20 protein-coding genes and 1 tRNA gene are annotated in these 24,760 nt (G+C 47.1%); 3 read left to right on the plus strand and 18 right to left on the minus strand.

Annotated features, from left to right (window positions below; genetic code table 11):
• Positions 1-18: 18 nt before the first annotated feature.
• Positions 19-2,052, minus strand: coding sequence for a hypothetical protein (locus BLU97_RS03570; protein ID WP_074760273.1), 2,034 nt, complete (start codon positions 2,050-2,052; stop codon positions 19-21).
• Between the two features lie 102 nt (positions 2,053-2,154).
• On the opposite strand from BLU97_RS03570, the gene BLU97_RS03575 reads away from it, so the two are divergent.
• Positions 2,155-4,965: a family 43 glycosylhydrolase gene (locus BLU97_RS03575; protein ID WP_175456285.1), complete on the plus strand. Its 2,811-nt coding sequence runs from the start codon at positions 2,155-2,157 to the stop codon at positions 4,963-4,965.
• 179 nt (positions 4,966-5,144) lie between these two features.
• Here the strand turns inward: BLU97_RS03575 and secDF are convergent, their stop codons facing one another.
• From secDF to BLU97_RS03590, 3 genes are all read right to left on the minus strand, one after another.
• The gene (gene secDF / locus BLU97_RS03580; protein ID WP_074760275.1) at positions 5,145-8,177 is read right to left on the minus strand and encodes a protein translocase subunit SecDF; all 3,033 of its coding nucleotides are present in this window, start codon (positions 8,175-8,177) and stop codon (positions 5,145-5,147) included.
• 114 nt (positions 8,178-8,291) lie between these two features.
• Positions 8,292-9,386, minus strand: coding sequence for an endonuclease/exonuclease/phosphatase family protein (locus BLU97_RS03585; RefSeq protein ID WP_074760276.1), 1,095 nt, complete (start codon positions 9,384-9,386; stop codon positions 8,292-8,294).
• Positions 9,383-10,327: a rhomboid family intramembrane serine protease gene (locus BLU97_RS03590; protein ID WP_074760400.1), complete on the minus strand. Its 945-nt coding sequence runs from the start codon at positions 10,325-10,327 to the stop codon at positions 9,383-9,385. The genes BLU97_RS03585 and BLU97_RS03590 overlap by 4 nt, the downstream gene beginning before the upstream one ends.
• A gap of 248 nt (positions 10,328-10,575) precedes the next feature.
• On the opposite strand from BLU97_RS03590, the gene BLU97_RS03595 reads away from it, so the two are divergent.
• Positions 10,576-10,848 carry an HU family DNA-binding protein gene (locus BLU97_RS03595; protein ID WP_013064050.1) on the plus strand — a complete coding sequence of 91 codons (273 nt, stop codon included), beginning with the start codon at positions 10,576-10,578 and terminating at the stop codon, positions 10,846-10,848.
• Positions 10,849-10,920: 72 nt separating this feature from the next.
• Here the strand turns inward: BLU97_RS03595 and BLU97_RS03600 are convergent, their stop codons facing one another.
• The 13 genes from BLU97_RS03600 to aroQ form a co-directional block, all read right to left on the minus strand.
• Entirely contained in the window at positions 10,921-11,724 is an 804-nt protein-coding gene (locus BLU97_RS03600) for a gluconate 5-dehydrogenase (RefSeq protein WP_074760277.1), read from the minus strand.
• 33 nt (positions 11,725-11,757) lie between these two features.
• Positions 11,758-11,828, minus strand: a tRNA-Gln gene (locus tag BLU97_RS03605).
• A 61-nt stretch (positions 11,829-11,889) separates the two neighbouring features.
• On the minus strand, positions 11,890-13,185 hold the full coding sequence (gene tyrS / locus BLU97_RS03610; RefSeq protein ID WP_033150736.1) for a tyrosine--tRNA ligase: 1,296 nt from the start codon (positions 13,183-13,185) through the stop codon (positions 11,890-11,892).
• Between the two features lie 36 nt (positions 13,186-13,221).
• Entirely contained in the window at positions 13,222-13,452 is a 231-nt protein-coding gene (gene yidD / locus BLU97_RS03615; RefSeq protein WP_074760278.1) for a membrane protein insertion efficiency factor YidD, read from the minus strand.
• A complete protein-coding gene (rnpA, locus tag BLU97_RS03620) occupies positions 13,449-13,841 on the minus strand; it encodes a ribonuclease P protein component (RefSeq protein ID WP_028906619.1) in 393 nt (130 codons plus the stop codon). The genes yidD and rnpA overlap by 4 nt, the downstream gene beginning before the upstream one ends.
• Positions 13,842-13,847: 6 nt before the next feature.
• Positions 13,848-14,597, minus strand: coding sequence for a uroporphyrinogen-III synthase (locus BLU97_RS03625; RefSeq protein ID WP_013063921.1), 750 nt, complete (start codon positions 14,595-14,597; stop codon positions 13,848-13,850).
• A 7-nt stretch (positions 14,598-14,604) separates the two neighbouring features.
• Positions 14,605-15,621, minus strand: coding sequence for a DUF4271 domain-containing protein (locus tag BLU97_RS03630; protein WP_074760279.1), 1,017 nt, complete (start codon positions 15,619-15,621; stop codon positions 14,605-14,607).
• A gap of 6 nt (positions 15,622-15,627) precedes the next feature.
• Positions 15,628-16,884: a methionine adenosyltransferase gene (gene metK / locus BLU97_RS03635; RefSeq protein ID WP_074760280.1), complete on the minus strand. Its 1,257-nt coding sequence runs from the start codon at positions 16,882-16,884 to the stop codon at positions 15,628-15,630.
• Positions 16,885-16,918: 34 nt separating this feature from the next.
• The gene (locus BLU97_RS03640) at positions 16,919-19,732 is read right to left on the minus strand and encodes a M16 family metallopeptidase (RefSeq protein ID WP_074760401.1); all 2,814 of its coding nucleotides are present in this window, start codon (positions 19,730-19,732) and stop codon (positions 16,919-16,921) included.
• 106 nt (positions 19,733-19,838) lie between these two features.
• On the minus strand, positions 19,839-21,068 hold the full coding sequence (locus tag BLU97_RS03645; protein ID WP_013065415.1) for an FtsX-like permease family protein: 1,230 nt from the start codon (positions 21,066-21,068) through the stop codon (positions 19,839-19,841).
• 4 nt (positions 21,069-21,072) lie between these two features.
• Positions 21,073-21,408 carry a 30S ribosome-binding factor RbfA gene (rbfA, locus tag BLU97_RS03650; RefSeq protein ID WP_028906624.1) on the minus strand — a complete coding sequence of 112 codons (336 nt, stop codon included), beginning with the start codon at positions 21,406-21,408 and terminating at the stop codon, positions 21,073-21,075.
• Between the two features lie 16 nt (positions 21,409-21,424).
• Entirely contained in the window at positions 21,425-22,057 is a 633-nt protein-coding gene (locus BLU97_RS03655; protein ID WP_074760281.1) for an O-methyltransferase, read from the minus strand.
• Entirely contained in the window at positions 22,054-22,470 is a 417-nt protein-coding gene (gene aroQ / locus BLU97_RS03660; RefSeq protein ID WP_074760282.1) for a type II 3-dehydroquinate dehydratase, read from the minus strand. Before aroQ ends, BLU97_RS03655 begins: the two co-directional genes overlap by 4 nt.
• A 91-nt stretch (positions 22,471-22,561) precedes the next feature.
• Between aroQ and xerD the strand changes: the two genes are divergently transcribed.
• Positions 22,562-23,467: a site-specific tyrosine recombinase XerD gene (gene xerD / locus BLU97_RS03665; RefSeq protein ID WP_074760283.1), complete on the plus strand. Its 906-nt coding sequence runs from the start codon at positions 22,562-22,564 to the stop codon at positions 23,465-23,467.
• A gap of 11 nt (positions 23,468-23,478) precedes the next feature.
• Here the strand turns inward: xerD and BLU97_RS03670 are convergent, their stop codons facing one another.
• Positions 23,479-24,606 carry an AAA family ATPase gene (locus BLU97_RS03670; protein ID WP_074760284.1) on the minus strand — a complete coding sequence of 376 codons (1,128 nt, stop codon included), beginning with the start codon at positions 24,604-24,606 and terminating at the stop codon, positions 23,479-23,481.
• Between the last annotated feature and the right edge of the window lie 154 nt (positions 24,607-24,760).

Genomic DNA, 24,760 nt, shown 5'->3' on the forward strand with positions numbered 1-24,760 from the left:
GTGCATCCTTTTTCTTTATTAGTTAATAAGGAATATCTTTGTAAGACCGTTGTAGGTTGCCTTAACGGTGGCGCGTCCTTCTACAACTTTGCTTATCTCAAACTTCACTTCAGGTACATCAGAAGTGACAACAATGCTTGAGTTGTCGCTTACTTTACCATATACCTGATAGCGGGTCTGGTCGGTATAGCCGTTCAGATTGGTGAAGCGGATAGGTGTTGTGGGCATGACTAACTTCTGTCCGTCAACCTCAATGTTGACCTGAGGCACAACAGGAGCTTCGAACTTATCGCCAGCCTTTGAGAAACCGATACCGTGCAGGTCGAACAGTCCCTGAGGGCGCTGAGGTCTGCGTGGGCCCCACTGTGGGCGTATAGGCGCTTCGATTTCTGCACCATCAGCCACCAGATAGATAGCGTGCTTACCTGTCAATCCTTCGACTGCAGGTGTGCTTACCTGGTAAATCTTAGCGGTGCGTGGTGCATCGGCTGGAATATCTAGTACGGCAATCTCTTCGCCCTTCCATGGGTTATCCAGACGTACGTGAATCTTAAAGGCACCATGTCCGCCTGGAGTTAGGTTTAGATTCAATGTGGCGCCATCGCCTTTACTGATGCCTTTAAAGGCCTTGATGCCCTTGGTGTCGGCTTTCAGTCCGCCAAAGCCAAAGTACTTAAAGCCTACAATACCAGTATTGGTAATGCCAGCCAGGTCCATCGAGTTGTTCCAGATGTCGTGGTTATCCTGCATCCACTCGTTGCTGTTGGTGCCGCCAGTCATAAAGCAGGCGATACCAGCCGAATAGTACTGATATGGGGGCAGACCGAAAATCTGGAATCCCTCTGAAGTTACTTCGGCACCAGTATATTCTGTGCCATCGGTAGCCTTGGCTGTCCAACTGTTATCAGCAGCATATGGATCGTAACCGGTAATCTTTACGGTACCGCCTTTAGCCACAGGTTTCTTGTCCCAAGTAATCTTAACAGGGGCTACCATTGCCTGACGGGCATAGCCGAAACCACGTGGTGGACGATGATAGAATACGTACCACTGACCGTTAATCTCCTGCAGCGAGCCATGGGTGTTGTGGGCGGCATTGGTGGTAATCAGCTTCGAACCGTCTTCGCCAGTTACTACACCACGCGAGTCAACCAATACACCACCAGAGCGCCAAGGACCTAATGGTGAATCACCAAAGGCATAACGCAAGGCTGAGTTGGTAGAGCCCTGTCCGTAGTCAGGACCGCTATAACCAGAGAATACCATCACGTATTTGTTGCCTACCTGACGGATGCTCGAAGCCTCGAAGAAGTTAAACTCGCCAGGATTCTGTCCTTTATAGAGGGCTGGATACTGCGTGCCCTCTGGGTCGCGAACCTTACCGTAACTGGCCGAAGCGGGGATAAAGTAATCGTGCAGCTCAGTGCCTGGGCGCATAGAGTACATGGTGTTCTGATCCAGCTCACAAGCGGTTGAATGTTGGAAACCATAGAATACGTAGGCACGGAAGCCTTTAGCGTAATCGGGATCCTTTTTGTTCGTTACAGGCTCGATGAATACTGATGGGTCGAAATCAATCAGTGAGCCAGGTAGGCACTTGCGACCATCCTCGGTGAGGTTGATAGGGGTGAAGGGACCGTTGGGGCGGTCGCCCTTACAAACCATGGGCACGCGCTGCCAGCCACGAGAGTGGGGATACAGATAGTAGGTCTTCTTACCTGTGGCCTTATCCTTTACCTCAACCAAATCTGGGGCAAACATGGTGTCCCACTGACCGTCAACATAATGGGTAAAGATAGGACCTTCGTCGCGCCATTGGCTTAAGTCCTCTACAGGTGCCGACCACATGCGGATATCGCTACCGCAGTAGGCTGTGTAGTTGGTGTCGTGCGAACCGATAATGTATGCACGGAACTTTCCTGGCTGATCGGGATCCTCAAATACACGAGGTTCGCCATCAGGCAGATGCTCCCAAAGCGGGAGGTAGGGATTCTGTGCCTGAGCTGATAAAACAGCCAGCAACAGAAGGGGTAACATAAAAAGTCTTTTCATATAAATATGGGTTGGGTTTTGTGAAAAATTGCTTGCAAATTTAGTAAATTATCTACATTTATGCTGTTATTTTTAAAGGAAATGTTTAACTTTGCAACATATATGAAAGTAATTGTAACTATTCTGGCGTCTTTGTGTATTGCATCGATGCACGCAGCCGACTTTAACATTAAAAGTTATGGTGCCAAAAACGACACCACAGTACTCTCTACGCATGCTTTACAACAGACCATCGACGCTTGCTCTGATGCAGGTGGTGGTCGTGTGGTGGTGCCTGCTGGTATTTATAAGATTGGTACTATACAACTAAAGAGTCATGTACACTTGTATCTGGAACAAGGAGCCACGCTCTATGGTAGTACCCGATTAGAGGATTATATACCGATGAAATCGGACTATTTGTCGCTTCGAACACAAACTACCACCATCCAATTGATTTATGCCGATGGTGTGCAGGATGTGTCGATCGATGGCTTAGGTACCATTGATGGTCGTGGACGGGCCTTTAAGAAACTTTCGTGGAATGATGAGGGTATCACCCGTCCGCATCTGATTCGCTTTATCCAGAGTCAGGACATCCTGGTGCGTGGTATCACCTTGCGTAATTCGGGCTGCTGGATGCAGCATTACTTGGCTTGCGACCGTTTGAATATCGATGGAATCAAGGTTTTTAATCGAAATAACTATAATAACGATGCGCTGGATATCGATGGCTGCCATGAGGTGATTGTACGCGGCATGATAGCTGATAGCGATGACGATGGTATTACGCTGAAGAGTACCTCGCCCCGTCTTTGCGAAAATGTGCGTATCAGCGACTGTGTGGTATCGAGTCATTGCAATGCCGTTAAACTGGGTACTGAGACCAATGGCGGCTTCCGGAATATCAATATCAGTGGCATCGTGGTAAAGCCCAGTTACAATCAGCAGGAGAAGTTCTTCGGACAGTGGATTGGCTCGTCGGCCATCTCGCTTGAGATAGTTGATGGCGGTGCGCTCGAGAATGTGAATATAGCCGATTTTACCGTCGAAGGTACCGAGTCGCCTATCTTTGTGCGCTTGGGCCATCGTGGACGTGGCTACAAAACTGGACAGCATATCGATCATGTAGGTTCGATTGATGGTGTACGCATCAATAATATCCAAATCCGAAATGCCGGTTCTATGGGCTGTTCGATTACAGGTCTGCCAGGCTATCCTGTTCGTAATGTATGGATATCTAATGTGTCTATACATCATAAGGGAGGGGTGAAGAAGGATCAGTTGACAGAAATTGCCGATTCCATCGCTAATGAGAAGGCTGCTGATTATCCTGAGGCCACCATGTGGGGTAATCTGCCGGCAAAGGGTTTCTTTGTGCGTCATGCCCGTAACGTACAGTTCTCTAATATCCATGTATCTACTGTTGATGAGGATGTGCGCCCTGATTTTGTGGAAGTAGATACCGAGGGATGGGGCGATCAGGGTGACGGAACATATCGTAACCCTGTACTGAATGCCGATTTTTCTGATCCTGATGTCATCCGTGTGGGCAACAAGTTCTATATGGTGGCTTCTGATTTCCACTTTATGGGTATGCAGGTGCTGGAGAGCGACGATATAGTGAACTGGCGTTATATCTCCCAGATTTATCGCCGTTTTAACGAGCCTGGCTGGGATGCCAACCAGCATTATGCCGGCGGCTCGTGGGCACCCAGTATCCGCTATCACAACGGCTTGTTCTATGTTTATTTCTGCACACCCGATGAAGGTCTTTATATGTCAACAGCCAGCAATCCTGCAGGCCCATGGGCACCGCTGCATCTTGTAAAGCGTGTGGCTAAGTGGGAAGATCCTTGTCCGTTCTGGGATGAAGACGGACAGGCTTATTTAGGACGCAGTCAACATGGCGCTGGTCCAATCATTGTGCATCGCATGTCGGCCGATGGCAAAACGCTGCTCGATGAGGGTAAAACGGTATATGAAGGACCTATTGCTGAGGGTACAAAGTTTATGAAACGTAATGGCTGGTACTATCTTATCATTCCTGAGGGTGGTGTTGGTACAGGCTGGCAAACTGTTCTCCGTGCTCGTAATATCTATGGGCCTTATGAGCGTCGTATTGTATTAGAGCAAGGTTCTACTAACATTAATGGTCCTCACCAAGGTGCGCTGGTAGATGCGCCAGATGGCTCCTGGTGGTTCTATCATTTCCAGGAGACACCCGTACTGGGGCGCGTGGTTCATCTGCAGCCTGCCCGTTGGGAAGCCGATTGGCCTGTGATAGGTGTCGATTATGATAAGAACGGTATAGGCGAACCTGTGGCTGCTTGGAAAAAGCCTGTTTCTTCGGTAGAAACTGCCAGTTTCCAGACCTGTGACGACTTTAATGGCGTCTTAGGACTGCATTGGCAATGGAATCATAATCCGGTTGATACACATTGGAATCTCACCGATCGCAAAGGCTGGCTCACACTCAAGGCAATGCCTGCCGATAGTTTGAAACAGGTCCGCAATATGCTTACTCAGAAGGTGATTGGCAATCAGAGTGAGAGCACCACCAAGGTAAGCATTAAAGGCGGCAGCTATGCAGGACTTTTCTGCTCAGGTAAGTTGTTCTGTGGGGTAGGATTGTGTAAAGATGGTGTGTTTACCGAGTTTGGTGGACAGCGTAAGCTCGTCGCCAAGGGTAGCTATCAGGAAGTATGGTTCAAGGTAACTAACGATTGCGAGCAGAATCGCCACCTATTTTATTATAGTATAGATGGAGAGCATTATCAGCCTGCTGGTTCGGCATTCGCCATGCGCGGCGGTTATTGGAAAGGTATCCGTGTGGGACTGTTTAATTACATTCCTACAGGCAAAACGTCCGCTAAGAGCCAGTCATCTTCGTATGCTCAATTCGACTATTTCAATCAAATATTCGCCCAATAGTTTGGCTGATTGCTAAAAATCTCGTACCTTTGCACACGAAAGAACACGCGCCCTGATAGTTAAATGGATATAACAAGGTCCTCCTAAGACTTAGTTCCGCGTTCGATTCGCGGTCGGGGTACGAAAAAAGAGCTGCATTCCATCTGGAACGCAGCTCTTTTTTATATGCGATTGTATGATTACTTGTTCTCAGCAACCTCTACGTCGTCCTCCTTGATAGTACGGCCCATCCAAAGGAAGGCTGTAGGAGCGGCGATGAAGAGCGAACTCAGAGTTCCGAATACAACACCCAGAATCATAGCCAGAGAGAACGAGCGGATGCTATCACCACCAAGGATGAAGATAGCCAGCAGCACGATCAGTGTGGTTACAGAGGTGTTGATGGTACGAGCCAGTGTCTGGTTCAGTGAGTCGTTGAACAACTGCTGACGGTCGCGCTTGCCATACAGACCGAGGTTCTCACGGATACGGTCGAATACTACCACCTTATCGTTGATAGAGTAACCGATAACGGTCAGGATAGCACCGATGAATACCTGGTCGATCTCGAGCGACATGGGAACCCAACCCCAGCACAGTGAGTAAACACCGATAACGAGCAGAGCGTCGAGAGCCAGAGCCACAACAGCACCTACAGAGAAGGCGAGGTTGCGGAATCGCAGCAGGATGTAGAGGAAGATAGCAATCAGAGCGATACATACGCTGATGATAGCACCATGTGTGATATCCTTAGCTACTGAAGGACCTACCTTAGCAGAGCTGATGATTGAACCACCCTCGCGAACATCAGGATTCTTGAATGCCTCAACGTTCTCCTGACTTACGAGACCAGCCTTCTTCAGGGCGCCGAACAGGATGTTCTCAGCCTTGTCGTCAACCTCAGGATTATTTGACTCGATATCCCAGTTGGTAGAGATACGAACAGTCTTACCATCAGTACCCAGAGCGATAACAGAGGTGTTAGCCTCCTGGTTAGCCTTCTCGCCGATGGTGTTGATGAATGCACCAGCCATAGCCTTACGAACCTCCTCAACAGGAGTCTGCTTGTCGAGTGTTACAACGTAGTTACGACCACCAGTGAAGTCGATGCTCTGGCTCAAACCACGAACAAAGAACGAACCAATGCAAACTACTGCTACAGCAGCCCAGATAGCATAGGTCTTCTTGTAAGCGCCCATGAAGTTGAACTTAGCATTCTGCATCAGGTTCTTAGAGTAACCAGTTACGAATGTCAGGTTTGTCCACTTATCTTTAGCCAGCATGCTGTCGTAAACGATACGTGTGAGGTATACTGCGGTAAAGAATGAGATAACGATACCGATGATCCATGTGGTAGCGAATCCCTTAACAGGACCTGTACCGAAGTAAAGCAGGATGATACCTGTAATCAGCGAAGTGAAGTTAGAGTCGAAGATAGCGCTGAAAGCGTTAGAGTAACCCTTGTTCAGAGCCTCTTTTACACCAAGACCCTTCTTCAGCTCCTCCTTGATACGCTCGTAGATAAGCACGTTAGCATCCACAGCGGTACCCAGAGTCAGTACGATACCGGCGATACCAGGCATTGTAAGAGCGGCCTGGAACGAGGTAAGGATACCCAGTGTGAAGAACAGGTTGAACAGCAGAGCGATATCCGAGAGAAGACCTGGTACAAAGCCGTAAAGCATGATCATGTATATCATCAGCAGTACGAAAGCCACTACGAATGAGATAATACCCTGCTGGATTGACTGAGCACCCAGTGAAGGACCTACAACCTCCTCCTGTACGATACGTGTAGGAGCTGGCATCTTACCTGAATTCAGTGTGTTAGCCAGGTCCTTTGTAGCCTCGATGGTGAAGTTACCAGTAATCTGTGAGTTACCACCGTCGATCTGAGTGAGGATACGAGGAGCAGAGTAAACGGCATCGTCGAGCACGATAGCTACAGCCTTACCGATGTTCTGCTTGGTAATCTGGCTCCAACGACGAGCACCGTCAGAGTTCATCTGCATTGATACAGAGGGGTGACCCATCTGATCGAAGTCGTCCTTGGCACCAGTGATAACATCACCCTCCAGTGGAGCACGACCTGAAGGCTCAGTAACCTTCAGAGCATAGAGCTCGAAGATGTCGCCCTTAGTATTCTGGCCTCCGAAGTCCTCAGGTGTAGCACCCCAACGGAGCTTCAGCTCAGCAGGGAAGATACGACCAGCGAGGTCAGAGTAGATCATCTTGTTAATCTCGGCAGTATCGCGAGCGTTAGCATAACCAACTACAGCGAGGGTGTTGCCCTGTGTAGGCTGGAAGATAGAGAACAGAGGATTCTGCTTCTTTGCCATCTCAACAGCCTTGTTATCCTTGCTGTCCTTCTTAGCCAGCTTAGCAGCCAGGTCGCCTGTAGCAGCCTTAGCGCTATCGGCAACAGCAGCAGTAGCAGCGCTGTCAACAGCAGTTGTATCGGCTACGTCAACACCACCCTGAGCAGCCCAACGCTGATTCAACTGAGCCAGCAGAGGAGTTACCTCCTGTGAGTTGTAGGTCTCCCAGAACTCAAGGTTAGCTGAACCCTGGAGCAACTTACGTACACGCTCAGGCTCCTTGATACCAGGCATCTCGACCATGATACGGCCGCTCTGGCCTTCGAGCTTCTGGATGTTTGGCTGAACAACGCCGAACTTATCGATACGGTTACGAACTACATTGAATGAGTTATCAACGGCACTCTGTACCTCGGTACGCAGCGCAGCTTCTACCTGTGAGTCGGTAGATGATGTGCTAACCTTGCCCTTCATCTGCTGGGTAGCAAAGATAGCAGCAAGTGGACGACCGTTGCCTTCCTGTTTCCAATACTTTACGAACAGAGAGATGAAGTCGTTCTGACTGGTCTCCTCTTCCTTCTTAGCCAGCTCCATGGCCTTCTTGTAGGCAGCGTCAGTCTTGTGGTCGGCCAATACGTCAACCACATCAGGTACTGATACCTCAAGAATAACGTTCATACCGCCTTTCAGGTCAAGACCCAGGCCAATCTCCATCTCACGGCACTGCTTCAGAGAATAGATACCCATGTACACCTTCTCGTTGTTGATTGAATCGAGGTACTCCGCACCTGCCTCTTCGCCCATAGCTGCAGCCTTACTTTCGTAGTGGCGTGTTACGAACGAGAAGGAAAGGTAGAAGCAGCACACGAGAATCAGAAGCACTGCGATAAATTTTACAATTCCTTTGTTTTGCATTTTGTTTTTAATTATTATTTATTTATATTATTTTCTGTTCGCGTATAAAATAGCGTGCAAATATAGGCATTTTTTTACACAAGGAAAAATTTATTGGCAAAAATTCACTCATTTTTATTGATTACTTTTCATTTTTAGGGTGCAGATGATAGGATTATGGTCACTTGCGTCCATTTTACTATCAATGTGACAATTATAGGGTTCAAAGTGGTTGGATACTAAAATATGGTCGATACGTACAAAGAAACCTTTCTGATTATATGACAAACCGATGCCTCTTCCTGTCTCCTGATAGCAGTCTGTCAACCCCTGTGCGATGGTACGACGGGAGTACGAAATGGGGTTGTCGTTAAAGTCGCCACACACGATAATCGGGTACTGTCGGTGTGCCTCGATATAGTCGTGAACAGCTTCGGCTTCAGGCGCTCGTTTGGCGGCGTTTTTGCCTAATTTCTCAATCAGAAACAGCGTTTCGGCCTTAGCGGTGTCTTTCTTCATCTTGCCGCTAATCATCTGCTTGTATTTATCTCGGTCTTCGTTCGAAAGATGTGTACCTTCTAAGTGATTGTTAATCACTAGTACGGTGTCGTTACCCACTTGGAGGAAGTAGGCTACAGAACCATTTCCTGACGACTCGTAGGGGATACGTTCCTTCCTGATAATCGGGTACTTAGTATGGATACCAACACCATTGATGGAGGCATCCTGAGGATTAAAGATGGTGGTGTCGTTATAAGGGTAGATTTTCTCGTACCATTGTTTCACATATCTGCGCCAGGTATCGACATCCTCCTGTAAGCAAACAATATCGGCATCCTGCTCTGTCAGGTATTCGTGTACCTTCTCAAAGCCTTGCTCATATTTGTAGTTGCCACCATACTGACAGACGTTGTAGGATATTAGCTTGATGGTGCCTTCTGGGGGCGTTTGCGAGACGTGTAGCGGCATATAGAGCGTGATAGGACCATATACTATCACATAGCCTACGACAGGGATCCAGACCTTCTTCCATTTGAATGTCAACCAAAAGAACAGAAATAGCAGGTTGGCAATCAGGAAGCCAGGGAAAGCCATACCCATACACGAAAGCATGGGGTGCTCTACAGGATTGATACGGTCGGCATAGCCCGCCAGTATCATCAGCAGTACAGTAGCCACATTGGCGCCTGCGATAAGGTTTACCGTTATGGTCTTAAGTTGCTTGATCATGACTGGTTGCTTGCATCGAAGAGCTTTTTCTTCTCTTCTTTAGTCAGACTGTCGTAGCCACTCTTGCGAATTTTATCAAGAATGGCATCTATCTCTTCCTGGTTCTGCCGCTTACGGGCATTATACTCCATATCATCTTCTTTCGAGCCGCCACCTCTGTTTACGTGCATGTTGGGATTGCTGTACCCGCTGCCCTGATGGTGCTGGCGCTGTTCAAAGTTGCGCTTCAGGTTATCGAAGAACTGCATCCCCCGACCACGATCGTAGCCTGAGTTGGGATGACGGTTCCAATAGCGTATCATGAGGAATCCGAACAGCATACCACCTAAGTGGGCAGTGTGTGCTACACCATCGCCACTGGTTCCTAAAGCAGAGAAGAACTCGATAGCTACATAACCCAATACAAACCATTTGGCCTTGATGGGGAATGGGAATGGGATGATAAAGAGTCGCTCGTTGGGGAATGTCATACCGAACGCTAAGATCACGGCATAAACGGCACCAGAGGCGCCAATGGTGGTCCAGGCATTGAGTTGACCGCTCAGTTGCTGACCGATGGCAAATATCTCGCCAAAAGTTACTGTCGGGTCTTGTGCGTTAATGGTCATATAGAACTGGCCCAACTGCGCGATTTCCTGCAGGAATCCGGCACCAATACCACAAGTAATGTAATAAAAAAGGAATTTCTTTGGGCCCCATACATTTTCTATCACACAACCAAACATCCATAAGCCGAACATATTACTGAGAATATGCATGAAGTTGGCATGCAGGAACAGGTAGGTGACAAACTGATACAGGTGGAAATCGTTGGCCATGAAGAAATGCAGGCCACCGATGTCGGCCAGATCGATACCACGCAGTTGTAGTACTACCGTGGCTAAGAATGCTATCAGGTTAATGATAAGCAGATTCTTTGTGATGGTTGGTATGCGGAACATCATATCGTTTACTATTTATCTATTATTACTTTTTATAATGAGTGCCTTTTGGCATCTATCGGGTGCAAAATTACTAAAATAATCTCTTTTTTAGGCCAAAATGCCCTCGATTACAACTATTTTTTATTAAAAAGTGAAATTTTTCTGTTTTTTTGTTGTTTCTTTAAATACTTTCCCTTATATTTGCCAAAGTTTTCGACTATACAACAGTTATTACTATTAAATATTTCATTAAATTTTTTAAGATTATGAACAAAACAGAATTGGTAGAGAAGATTGCAGCAAGTGCTGGCATCTCAAAGGTTGACGCTAAGAAAGCTCTCGACGCAACAGTTGTAGCTATTAAGGACGCTCTCGTTAAGGGCGACAAGGTTGCTCTCGTAGGTTTCGGTACATTCAGCGTAAACGAGCGTCCTGCTCGTGAGGGTATCAATCCTCTGACAAAGCAGAAGATTACAATTGCTGCTAAGAAGGTTGCTAAGTTCAAGGCTGGTGCTGAGCTTGCTGACGCTATCAAGTAAGTCGATTGTAAATAAAAATTAAATGGGGATCCTTTTCAGGGTCCCCATTATTGTTATATATGTATCATGTGCTTATTTTGGCTGCTTGCCGATATAAGCCAAGATACCACCATCTACATAAAGCACGTGACCGTTTACGGCATCCGAGGCGTGTGAAGCCAGGAATACAGCAGGACCACCTAACTCAGAAGGATCGAGCCAGCGGCCGGCAGGTGTCTTGGCGCAGATGAATGAATCGAATGGATGACGGCTTCCGTCTGGCTGACGCTCACGCAATGGGGCTGTCTGTGGGGTGGCGATATAACCAGGACCAATACCATTACACTGGATGTTATACTCACCGTACTCCGAGCAGATGTTACGAGTAAGCATCTTTAAACCACCCTTAGCAGCAGCGTAGGCAGATACGGTCTCACGGCCCAGTTCACTCATCATAGAGCAGATGTTGATGATCTTACCCTCGCGACGCTCCATCATCTCAGGAATAACAGCTGAAGAGCAGATGAATGGACCAACGAGGTCGATATCGATAACCTGCTGGAACTCAGCACGCTTCATTTCATGCATAGGAATACGCTTGATTATACCGGCATTGTTCACCAGAATATCAATCTGACCAACCTCAGCGTGAATCTTCTCAACGAGTGCCTTGACAGCATTCTCGTCAGTTACGTCGCACACATAACCCTTAACGTTGTCGATACCGGCCTCCTTGTAGTTGTCGATACCGCGCTGCAGAGCAGCTTCGTTAATGTCGTTGAAGATGATGGTTTTGATGCCGGCAGCAACGAATGCTTTAGCAATGTTGAAACCAATACCGTAAGATGCGCCAGTAATCCAGGCGTTCTTACCCTCTAATGAAAATAGATTTGCCATAATTTGTTTGTTTTAGAAAAATGTTCTTAGTAGTTGGACGACTCGGATTCGAACCGGGAATGACAGAACCAAAACCTGTAGTGTTACCATTACACCATCGTCCAAGGATATTTGGCTGCAAAGGTACGAAGTTTTTTTGTAAGTACCAAATTTTGCAGCCAAATATTATTTAACGATCAGCAAGTAGTAGTTCTTTTTGCCTTTCTGGGCCAGAAGATACTTGCCATCAATCAGATCCTCGGCTGTGATAGCGCGGTTCTGATCGGTAATCTTTTCTTTGTTCAGCGATACACCACCGCCCTGAACCATCTTACGCATTTCGCCCTTTGATGGGAATACAGGTGCAACAGTTGTCAGCAGCTCGATAGCGGGCTGACCAAGCTGGTCCTTAGAAATCTCGAACTGGGGAACGCCGTCGAATACATCGAGCAGTGTCTGCTCGTCAAGTTTCTCAAGGCCTTCCTTGGTTGACTTGCCAAACAGGATGTTTGATGCCTCGATTGCAGTGTCGAGAGCCTCTTTTGAGTGTACCAGTACGGTAACTTCCTCGGCCAGACGCTTCTGCAGAACACGACGACCAGGATCCTGCTTGTGCTCCTCAATCAGGGCGTCGATAACGTCCTTCTCAAGTGATGTGAAGATCTTGATGTAACGCTCGGCATCGTCGTCGCTTACATTCAGCCAGAACTGGTAGAACTTATATGGTGTGGTACGAACAGGATCGAGCCAGATGTTACCGCTCTCGGTCTTACCAAACTTCTTACCATCGCTCTTGGTAATCAGTGGACAGGTGAGTGCAAAGGTCTCAACCTCATTGCCCAGAGTGCGACGGATAAGCTCAGTACCTGTGGTCATGTTACCCCACTGGTCGTTACCACCCAACTGCAATTTTACGCCGTAGTGCTGGTAGAGATACAGGAAGTCGTAACCCTGCAGCAGCTGATAGGTGAACTCTGTGAACGACAGACCGTCACGAGCAGTTCCGTTCAAGCGCTGCTGTACGCTCTCCTTTGCCATCATATAGTTAACGGTGATGTGCTTACCAACCTCGCGTGCAAAATCAAGGAAGGTAAAGTCCTTCATCCAGTCGTAGTTGTTAACCATCAGTGCAGCATTAGGCTCCTTCGACTCGAAGTCGAGGAACTTGGCTACCTGCTTCTTGATGCACTCCTGATTGTGATATAGTGTTTCGTTGTTAAGCAGATTACGCTCCTGACTCTTACCCGATGGGTCGCCAATCATACCTGTGGCACCACCTACCAAAATCACAGGACGGTGACCGCAACGCTGAAGGTGGCGGAGCATCATGATACCGCACAAGTGTCCGATATGCAGCGAGTCGGCTGTAGGGTCGGTACCCAGATAGGCTGTTACCATCTCTTTCTGGAGCAGTTCTTCTGTACCTGGCATCATCTGTGCCAGCATACCGCGCCATTTCAGTTCTTCTACAAAGTTCTTCATCTTTATTTCTAAAATTGTTTCTTTATTCTTTCTTTATTAAGGAACGGGGTCGTAACCCGAACCACCCCATGGGTTGCATCTTAATATGCGCCAGATTGCCAATCCTAAACCCTTGATGGGACCATGCTTCATGATGGCCTGCTTGGCATACTCGCTACATGTGGGAGTGAATCGGCACGATGGCCCTAAAAGCGGAGAGATGGCCGTTTGGTAAAAGCGGATGGGCAATACCAGCAGCCATGAAATGATATGTATCAGCCTCTTCATGCTTTGTCTTTAGCAATCTGCTTCATGAGGCTTATCATCTTCTTCTCAACATCAAGTGTTGGGAAGTGTTTGTCGGTCAGCCAGATGATGGCAATCAGTAGCATCTCGCCTTCGTTTACCTTACCTTCGAGCAGTGATTTGTTCTTGCGGTAGGCCTCACGTACCTGGCGTTTCACCCTGTTTCTGTCAACTGCGTGCTTAAAGCGTTTCTTAGGCACGCTGATGAGCAGTTGCACAGGGGCACACCCCTCATGGTGTTCTGTTTTAAGAAAAACAGCCCTTAGAGGATAAGCAGTCAGCGAATGACTATTGCCTTTCTCAAAGAGCGTTTCTATCAGCAGGTTGCTGACGATGCGCTCCTCTTTACTGAAGGTAGGCGCTGTCGTCATCAATTCTTAGTCTTGTATTTCAAACAGGTAGTGCTGCAGAGCACCTGTCATTGATGGATACTTCTCGTTAGGAGCCTCGATATCCAAGCGCAGACCGGCTTCCTTGGCAGCCTTTGCTGTTGCTGGACCGAAAGTGGCGATAGCAATCTTGTCCTGCTTGAAGTTGGGGAAGTTCTTGGTCAGCGACTCGATTCCGGCAGGGCTGAAGAAAATCAGCATGTCGTAGTCGAAGTTCTTAACCTCTTCCTCAGTGAAATCGTTGCTCACAGTCTTGTACATGACGCACTCGGTGTGCTGCAGCTTCTTAGAGTCGAGCAGGTTGGCCAGACTGTCGGTATGTACATCGCTCAGTGGAACAAGATACTTCTCGGTCTTATGCTTAACCATGGTAGGAATCAGATCGTCGATACGACCAGTCTCACCAAAGAAGATCTTGCGCTTTCTGTACTGCACATATTTCTGGATGTACAAAGCAATAGTCTCGGTAACACAGAAATACTTCATGTCCTCAGGAATGTTGATTCTGAGCTCCTTGGCCATGTTGAAGAAATGGTCAATGGCATGACGCGAGGTAAATACGATGGCAGTGTGATCCAGGATGTTCACCTTCTGTGCACGGAAATCTTTAGAGCTGATTGCCTCGACCTTGATGAAAGGACGGAAAACCAGTTCTACACCAAACTTGTTCGCTATATCGAAATATGGCGACTTCTCACTTGTTGGCTTAGGTTGTGAAACCAAAATCTTTTTGAGCATATGTGTCCTAAATATTTATTTTCAAATTCTCAGTTATTACCAGCAATCCGCTCCAGAGCGAAATTAAAGGTATCATTTCGAGGGCACAAAAGTACAAAATATTTTGCAGAAAACCTCCTTTTTGATTAAAAAAGATAACATAAGACTTATAAAATGTGAGAATTTTAGCAAAAATAACGATAGTTGCGGTGTAATAGATGGCATTTTGGAGTGAAAACTGGAAATATGCCAACAATAATACCAACGGGAATAATGCAACCCCTTCAAGTGATGTTATGAGTAGTAAAGATCTCTGAAATTGTAAATTTTTTCTCTTTAAAAAGAATACACTGTTCACTACCGAATACAATATTATTCTGCCTAGCATATAAATCAGTATGCTCAATCCGTATATGAATAGCAACGTGTATTCGGAAGAAAATACAAAGGTGTTGGCCACAAAATGGTTAGTATAGAAGTAGTATAGCAGGGCATAAAGCAGACAGGTGATAAACAGGAAAAGAAACTGAAATTTGATTTCACTACCTGTTTCGTCGAGTATCTGCACCGACTTGGATGGTGAGAAGAAATGCTTCGTCTGCTTGATGATAAATCCTGAAATGCGCGATAGGGTGAATGTTATCAACAGGAAACAGAATATCAGGATGCCAGTTACAAAACTGTCGTTCTGAATGGTGTAGGGGATAGGGGCGCCTGAAACGCCAATACGCTCTACATTCAGTTCCGGATGATACATCGTGTTGTTCGAGAAGAAGTTCTCGCGGTAATAGTTCGGCAAACTTACTTCCTTCAGGTCGCGAGGTATCTCTTGTCCTGGCAGATGCAGTGTGTCAGGTCTACTGCTATAATGGATCTCCTTGGGCTCGAACCACTCTTGTATAGCCGAGTCCTGTTGGGCAGGTGTAGCATCTTTAGGCAATAACCGCAGCACCTCGTAGGGTGTCTGCGGTTTTGCCGTATGAACTACCACCGTATCTTCGGGGGCAGATGTTATAGTAGTTAGGATGCTATCGTTCTCCAGCATATCTGATTACAGTCCGAACTCTTTGCGGATATCGTCTACACGGTCCAGTTTCTCCCATGTAAACAGTTCTACATCCATCGTTTTTGTTTCGTGATAATGACTGGTGAAAGTCTTCTGTACTACCTCGCACTTACGTCCCATGTGTCCGTAGGCTGCTGTCTCGCTGTACATTGGCTGACGGAGTTTCAGGGTGCGTTCGATGGCCTTTGGACGCAGGTCGAAGAGCTTCTCAATCTTCTTGGCAATCTCGCTATCGCTCATCTGTACGTTGCTGCGACCGTAGGTGTTTACATATATGTTCATGGGTTTAGCCACACCAATGGCATAGCTTATCTGTACCAGCATCTCATCAGCAACACCTGCTGCAACCATATTCTTGGCTATGTGGCGGGCTGCGTAAGCGGCACTGCGGTCAACCTTCGATGAGTCCTTACCCGAGAAAGCACCACCTCCGTGTGCACCCTTACCACCATAGGTGTCGACAATGATCTTACGGCCAGTCAGACCTGTATCACCGTGAGGACCACCAATCACGAACTTACCTGTTGGGTTAACGTAGTACTTGATGTCGAGTCCGAACAGGTCGAGTACCTTCTGTGAGTGAATCTGTTTCTTCACGCGAGGGATCAGGATATTGATGACATCGTCCTTGATCTTGGCCAGCATCTTCTCGTCCTCGTCGAACTCGTCGTGCTGTGTTGATACTACGATGGTGTCGATACGCTCGGGGATACCCTCGTCTGAATATTGTACAGTTACCTGACTCTTAGAGTCGGGGCGCAGGTAGGTCATTTCCTTGCCCTCCTTGCGGATATCTGCCAGGGTACGCATAATGAGGTGTGCCAGATCGAGGCTTACGGGCATGTAGCTCTCAGTCTCATTGGTGGCGTAACCGAACATCATGCCCTGGTCGCCAGCGCCCTGTTCGTCTTCGTTGCCGTTGTCAACACCGCGGTTGATGTCGGCACTCTGCTCGTGGATGGCACTCAGGATTCCGCATGAATCGCCGTCGAATTGATACTCTGCTTTGGTATAGCCAATGCGCTTTATTGTTTTGCGGGCCATAGTCTGCAGGTCGATGTACACATCACTGCGAACCTCACCCATGATTACAACCTGACCTGTAGTGACAAACGACTCAATAGCACAGCGTGCCTTTGGGTCGTAAGCCAGGAACTGGTCAAGTATTGCATCAGAAATCTGATCGGCCACCTTATCGGGATGGCCTTCAGATACTGATTCTGACGAAAATAGATAACTCATTCTCTCTTAATTATAAATATTTTATTCTAAATTTTTACTCTGCGGGCAGCATGATCACCTCGGCACGGTTACCCGACTTCAGAACCTCTTTTACAAAGGCACTGATGCTTTCAGGTGTCTGTGCATTCACCAGCTTCTCAAAGTTGCTGTGGAAGTCGATGCCATACTTGCGCCAGCCATTAATGATGCTCAGCCAGTAGCTGTTCTGCTTTACCTGGTCGCCATGACTCTTCAGCATGTACTCCTTTACCTTCTGCAGTTTTTCTGCATCACAGGTCTTGGCCATAGCCGTAACCTCGTCGCGCAGAATCATGATGGCTGTATCTGCCTTCTCTGGCTTCATGGGGCAAACGGCAAGAATCTGAGCGATAGTCTCAAAGTCGTTGCGCTCAACACCGGCCATTGCCTGTACGGTATAGGCAGCACTGGCATCTTCGCGAATCTTCTTCAGATATTCCATGCTGAGAATCTGTCCAGCCATGTCAATTTTGATATCGTTCTCTGCTGTCATAGGAATATCTTCTGAGTACCACTGCATAACGGCAAAGGCCTTTGGTGTTTCTGCCTTCTGCTTGAAGTTGTTGATGGCAATACCCTTAAAAAGGGTAGATACCTTCGGACTCTTTACTACCTTCTTCTTGGCAGGCAGTGATGCCAGATAGGTCTCGATAAGTGGACGGATAGTGCTCTCGTCGTAGTTACCAATGATGGTGAAGGTAAAGGCAGCAGCGTTGGCTGTCTGTTCCTTGGCCATCTCGAGGATACGATCGTAGCTAACCTTAGTCAAATCGGTTGTTGTCAGCACCTTGTTGCGTGGGTTGTTGCAGGTCAGGGTGGCAGTCAGAGAATCCTGAAGTACAGCCTCTGGCTGCAGCAGACGGTTCTTCAGACTAACCTCTGTGGTCTGCATCAGGTTGTCATACGACTTCTGGTCCTTTGCAATGTTGGTGAAATAAAGGTAAACCAACTGCAGCATAGTCTCAATATCCTTTGGTGTAGAGCTACCGCTTACATTCTGACGGTTAGTTCCGAGTGAAATAGATGCACTGGCAATCTTACCGGCAAGAGCTTTCTCGAGCTCTGTGTGTGAGAAGTTGCCCAGACCGCTGGCTTCAATCACATCGTCGAACATCTTGATGTTGGCAAAGTCTTTCTCGCCATAGAGGGCTGAACCTCCAAATCCTTCACCGCGCAACAAAACCTGATCTTTCTTGAAGTCGGTCTGCTTCAGGATAACCTTTGCACCGTTAGAGAGAGTCAGCTCGGTGTAGCCGAACTGGTCGTTCTTGGTTTCTTTCTTGATACTACCCTTTTTAGGCATGGTGGTCATCAGTGGCTCGTCCTTTACATTGTCAACGTAAGCCTCAATCTGTGCCGAACGGGCGTTGGCAATAGCCTTTTTCATGCTCTCCTCTGTAGGATAAACAGTACCCTCCTTTTCAGTGTTCATGCTGAATACCACCAGATTACTGTCGTTGGTCAGGATCAGTTCCTTCATCAGGGCATTGATAGCCTCCAAAGGCAGCATTGGCACAATCTGCTTCATGGTGGTATAGGTGTAGTCGATGCTTGGCATTGGAGTATTGTTAAGGAAGTTCTGAACACACTGATTTACAAACTGCGAATTGTAACGTTTGTCTTTGTTTGAGTACTGTTTCTCAAGCTGACTGGTGTAGTTCTGCTTGAAACGGTTGTACTCTGTAGCTGTAAAGCCGAATTCGGCAGCACGACGTGCTTCGGTGAGGGCGGCGGTAACAGCGGCTTCAATCTGTCCGTCCTTTGGACTTAAGTCAATCTCAAATGCATCCATTGTACTCGAGAGAATATATCTGCCGTCGTCTGCTCTAGCGCTCAGGAATGGACTCTCGGGCTTCTCGGCATACTCCTTCAAACGGTCGTTAAGCATCGAAATGCAAGCATCTTTCAGATAGTCGGTCAGCATGTAGGTGATGGTGCCTTTCAGTGAGTCGGGGAAGATCTCATGCTTCATCATGATCATTACCTCGTTGGTGGGCTGCTCTTTATCCTTGTCTATAACGTAAATAGCCTCGGCATTGTCGGGCACAGGTTCTTTGGTAACGAGTGTGCGGTTCTCTGGCAGCACGATAGGTGAGAACAGATCCTTGATCTTCTTCTCAATCTTGTCTACATCTACATCACCTACTACGATGATACCCTGATTGTCTGGGCGGTACCACTTCTCGTAGTATGACTGCAGGAATGGACGCTTAAAGTTGTCGATAATCTCCATCAGACCGATTGGCATACGATGACCGTACTTAGAGCCTGGGTAGAGCTTAGGAAAGTCTCGCTCAAGCATACGCATCATAGGACTGGTGCGCAGGCGCCACTCCTCGTGAATCACACCACGCTCCTTTTCAATCTCCTCCTGCTCCAGCAGCAGCCCGTCGGCCCAGTCGTAAAGAATCAGCAGACAAGAGTCTATGATACCCTCGCGTGTAGTGGGGACATTACTGATGTTATATACGGTTTCATCGATTGATGTGTAGGCGTTCAGGTCACCACCAAAGTTGATACCTACGCTCTCGCACCAACGAATCAGCTCGTTGCCTTTAAAGTGTTTTGATCCGTTGAAGGCCATGTGCTCAAGGAAGTGAGCCAGACCACGCTGATCGTCGTCCTCCTGAATAGAACCTACCTTCTGAGCAATGTAGAACTCAGCACGGTTCTCAGGCCAGTTGTTGTGACGGATGTAATAGGTTAATCCATTGTCAAGTTTGCCGATGCGTACATCGGGATCTACGGGAATTGATGGCATCTGCATCTGTGCCATCATCGCTACTGTGCCGATCAGTGTCAGCAAAATGGTCGATAGAATTTTCTTCATGTCATTTAAGTTTGGTTGTTGCATAACTGTTATCGGGTGCAAAGTTACACCTTTTTTACTTATTTGTTGCAAATTCTACGTTAAACCTACGTTAAAACTAAATTACCTACACTAATAGTCGCTTAGCAAAGTAGCGAACGGGATACCATACAGAGAGAAAACCTACAATCAATACCGTGCAGAATACCAGGATAATATCCTCGGGATGCACGCTTACGGGGTAGGCGTTAATTACAAATGTGCCGCTTGATGAGCCTAAGGCCACAATGCCGTATTGCTGCTGCAGCCAGCACAGGGTCAGACCAATGACGATACCTAAGATGGCACCGATGGCTGAAATCATACGACCCTCGAACAGGAATATACGAACAATCTGCTTGTCGCTTGCACCAAGGTTACGCAGCGTAACTACATCGTCTTTCTTATCGATAATCAGCATCGACAGCGAGCCGATGATGTTAAAGCAGGCCACCATCAGAATGAAGGTCAGGAAGATATAGGCAATCAACTTTTCAATCTTCATAATCTTGAAAGTGTCGTCCTGCTGCTCAAAACGGTCTTTTACAACGAACTTGGTGCCGCACAGTTGTTTAATCTGATCTTTTGTCTTGTCGAAGTTACTGCCTGGCTTCAGGCGTAGCTCGAGCGACGAGAGCATGCCCTGCTGTCCGAAGATACGACGGGCGAATGCGATGCTGGTCAGGATGTAGTTCTTGTCATAGCGCGACTGCTTTACGTTGAACAGAACACCGGGTGAGTAGAGCTCATCTTCCTCGAATGCCTCGTCGGGGTTGGTCATGTCTAACTGACCTTCGCGGCGTGGGGCATAAATATGAATAGGCTCTTCGTAGGTGTAGCCTGTGCCTAACGTCTCGGCCAGTCGGATACCTAAGGTGCCGTAGTCCATATCGGCAGCATGCAAGCTGAAATCGCCATCGCCCACCAGAATCTCGTTGATGTGGGTAAGCTGGGCAAAGTTGTCGTCAACACCTTTGATTACCACCATCGCCTGTCTGCCACGATAGATGGCCAGTGCCATGTCCTCTACGCTCTCGGTAGCCACCTCAATCTCGGGCAATTGTCTGATCTCTGTCAGAATCGGGTCGTCGGCAGCTACGGTCTTTCCTTCGGCAGGCACCACTTTCAGCTGCGGGTCGAAACTGGTAAAGAATGTTGCTACCAGATCGTGGAACCCATTAAACACTGATAGTGTGACCACCAGCGCCATTGTAGCTACGGCCACACCAATCACAGAAATACCACTGATGACGTTGATGGCATGAGTGGATTTCTTTGAGAACAAGTACCTGCGGGCAATAAAGAAAGGAAAGTTCACCTTTTTACTTTTTCAAAAGTTCGTCGATGTGCTCAATATAGTCGAGCGAGTCGTCGATAAAGAATCGCAGCTCTGGGATGATACGCATCTGGTTTCTTACGCGAGTGCCTAACTCGTAGCGTATCTGTTTGGTATTGGCATTGATGTTGGCCAATATCTCTTCGCCCTTTTCGCTGGGGAATACACTCAGATAGGCGGTGCAGATACTCAGGTCGGGTGAAATCTTGGTACGTGTAACCGATATCATCACGCCGTGAGTAGCACGCGTCTGTTGCTGGAATATCAGCGAGAGCTCCTTCTGCAGCAATCTCGCAATTTTGTTTTGTCTTGTCTCTTGCATCTCTAAAATCTTAATTCTAAATATCTTTTTTTCTTATCAGTGTCAACCCGTCTCTTAGTGGCAGTATCACCTGCTCTACGCGAGCGTCACGGGCTATATAGTCGTTAAATGTCTCAATGCCTTGGGTCTGTCGATCCTTATCGTAGGCATGATCTATCACATGTCCGTCCCAAAGTGTGTTGTCGGCCAATATAAAACCGCCAGGCTTCAGTATGCTCATCACCATCTCGTAGCAGTCACGATAGGTGCGCTTGTCACCATCCATGAAAGCCATATCAAAAGCTATGCCTAACTTGGGGGCCTCTTGTAGCGCATCACCGATGATGAATTCTATCTTATCGCTCACACTCGAACCTTCTATCCACGGACGGGTAAAGTCCTCCATCTCGTCGTTAATCTCGAAGGTATATAAGCGTCCGCCTTCGTCCAGTCCTTCTGCCATCGATATAGCACTGTAGCCGCTAAAGGTGCCTATCTCTAAGATGTTCTGGGGGCGAATCATCTTCACCAGCATCTTGAGCAGTCGGCCTTGCAAGTGTCCACTCGCCATACGTCCGTGAATAGTGTGTATGTGGGTGGCGCGCCATAGTCGGTACAGGTAGTCGGGCTCTGGCTCCGTATGCTGCAGGATATACTCGTCGAGCGTCATCCCTTCAGAGCTTCTATGGCCAAACGGTACGAGTCGAGACCGAAGCCTAGAATTACACCTTTGCAGGCGCATGAGATCATCGACTTATGACGGAACTCCTCGCGTTGGTGCACATTCGAGATGTGAACCTCGATCACAGGTGCCTTAAGTGAACGGATACAGTCCTGCAGAGCGATAGAGGTGTGGGTGTAAGCGCCGGCATTCAGCACAATGCCATCGTAGCTAAAGCCAACCTCTTGCATCTTGTTAATCAGCTCGCCCTCTATGTTGCTCTGATAGTACTCGATGTCGATGTCGGCAAAGCGCTTACGCAACTCAGGCAGGTATGCGTCGAATGACGACGAACCATAGATGCCTGGCTCTCTCTGGCCCAACAAGTTCAGGTTCGGACCATTGATAATCAGAATCTTCATTTTTGTAACTTTGTATTAATACGGCTGCAAAGTTACAAATATTTTTCTATATATTAGAAAAAAATACTAACTTTGCACCAAATTTGTGCAAATGATTGACCAAAAGGGTATTGTAAAGGCTTATGTACGCTATCTGAAGCTGCAACGTAATATGTCGGGTAATACGCTCGATGCCTATCAGCGCGACCTTCGTAAGCTACTCGACTATCTCGATCATGAGCAGATCGCTATAAGCGATGTGACGTTGGCCGACTTGGAACATTTCTCGGCCAGTTTGCATGATATCGGCATTCATCCCCGTTCGCAATGTCGCATTCTGAGTGGTATCCGTAGCTTCTTTAAGTTCGCTCAGTTGGATGGCTATCGCGATGATGATCCTACTGAACTGTTGGAGTCGCCACAGATAGGCGACCATCTGCCCGAGGTGCTTACCACTCAGGAGGTTGACCGCCTCGAAGCCAGTATCGATCTCTCTAAGTGGGAGGGCCATCGCAATCGTGCAATCATCGAGGTGCTCTTTTCGTGTGGACTTCGTGTTAGTGAACTTGTAAACTTGAAGTTGTCCGATTTATATCTCGACGAGGAGTATGTCCGTGTATTGGGTAAAGGCTCTAAGGAACGTTTAGTACCCATTTCGCCAAAGGCCATTCAAGAACTGGGTTACTGGTTTGATGATCGCAACCTGATGAAGATTAAGCCTGGCGAGGAAGACTATGTGTTCCTTAATCGTCGTGGTGCCCATCTTACTCGTACCATGATTCTCATTATGATCAAAGCCCAGGCCAAGGAGGCTGGTATACAAAAGACCATATCTCCCCATACCCTGCGTCACTCCTTTGCTACCGCATTACTCGAAGGCGGTGCCGACCTTCGCTTTATCCAGGCTCTCTTAGGTCATGAAGACATCGGCACCACCGAAATCTACACCCACATCGACACCTCAACCCTGCGCCAAGAAATCTTGGAGCACCACCCGAGGAATATGAAACGGTCGTAGAGTGAATGTCTTTATTTCCTTAGCCAAAGATACATCAGTTGGTCAGCTATAAAGTATTCGCTTGATGATGTTGAAACGAGTCCAAGTGCGAGCAATTTCTTAATAGCTTGCTGGACACTACTGGTAGAGCTGAGCTGATGCTTGCGGATGAATGCACCTGATGTAATTTTCTGTGCTCGGCCTTCGTTAGCAATGGCATATAGCAGTTCTTTTTGTGGGAGAGAGAGTCTTGAGAGTTTCTCGCTATAAAGATGGTCTGCTTCTTTAATCATTAGGTTGATGCTGTTATCAACTGTCTCCAGTGAACAAGTTTCGCCTTGAGCGGTTTGCGCAAACGCCTCTCTGAATGTTTTCTGATTATAATAGGTGTTGCCCTCAAAGAGGTGATAAACATGGCTGATGGTATCGTTTGCAATCTTCTTGTCATTCTTATTAAAATGATATTGTACAAACTCACAATATTTCTCCTCAGCAATAATGTCAATACTCTGTATGTCTGCACTATTATAAAAAGGTCTGCTTGATTCTAAGAACATTTCTTCAAGTAGCTGTCGCTCACTACCTGCAAAAATAAATAGTGAGTTACTTAGTTCTTGTATATGCGTACGCAGAATAGCCTCGATATTTTTCTCTGGGTAGTTAGTTATCTGTTGGAACTCATCGATAGCTACAATGCATTTTTTGCCAGCCAGTTCGAGTGTGCGGAATATCTCCTCTAACGAATAGGCTGGGTTTTGTATATTTCCTATGGCAAGTCCGAATGTAGGTAGCATGGTAGCTGGATCGATGGTGATGTTACCCATCAACGATTTCATGGTAGCGATAGCCAGTTTCTGCATCTTTTGCCCCTTTGTGGCGAGAGTGTTGAATACAGCTTTACCAAATTCATAGGTAAACTCCTGGAATGATGATGTTCGGAGTATATCCACAAATATGGTAATATAGTGGTCTTTTATCTCAGGTTTATCAAAACAATGGTATATGAGCTGTGTTTTACCAACTCGTCGTGGCGACATTAATACAACGTTGGCACCATTAGTTAAACTTTGGATGAGGCGTTTCGACTCGTCCTTCCTGTCGCAAAAAAGCTTTGCAGGAATTTTGCCTGAAGCGATAAATGGATTTGTAACTATGCTCATAACTCGTTCATTTTTCGACAAAGATAGGTTATTTCCATGAAATATCCAACTAATTATTTAAAACAAATTATTTATTTTGAATAATTTAACTTGAATAATTGGTTTTAAATAATTTTTATTTTCTGTTGGTTAATATCGAATATCACTTTGAATG

This window comes from Xylanibacter ruminicola, assembly GCF_900107775.1.
GTDB classification, from domain to species: Bacteria; Bacteroidota; Bacteroidia; order Bacteroidales; family Bacteroidaceae; genus Prevotella; species Prevotella ruminicola_C.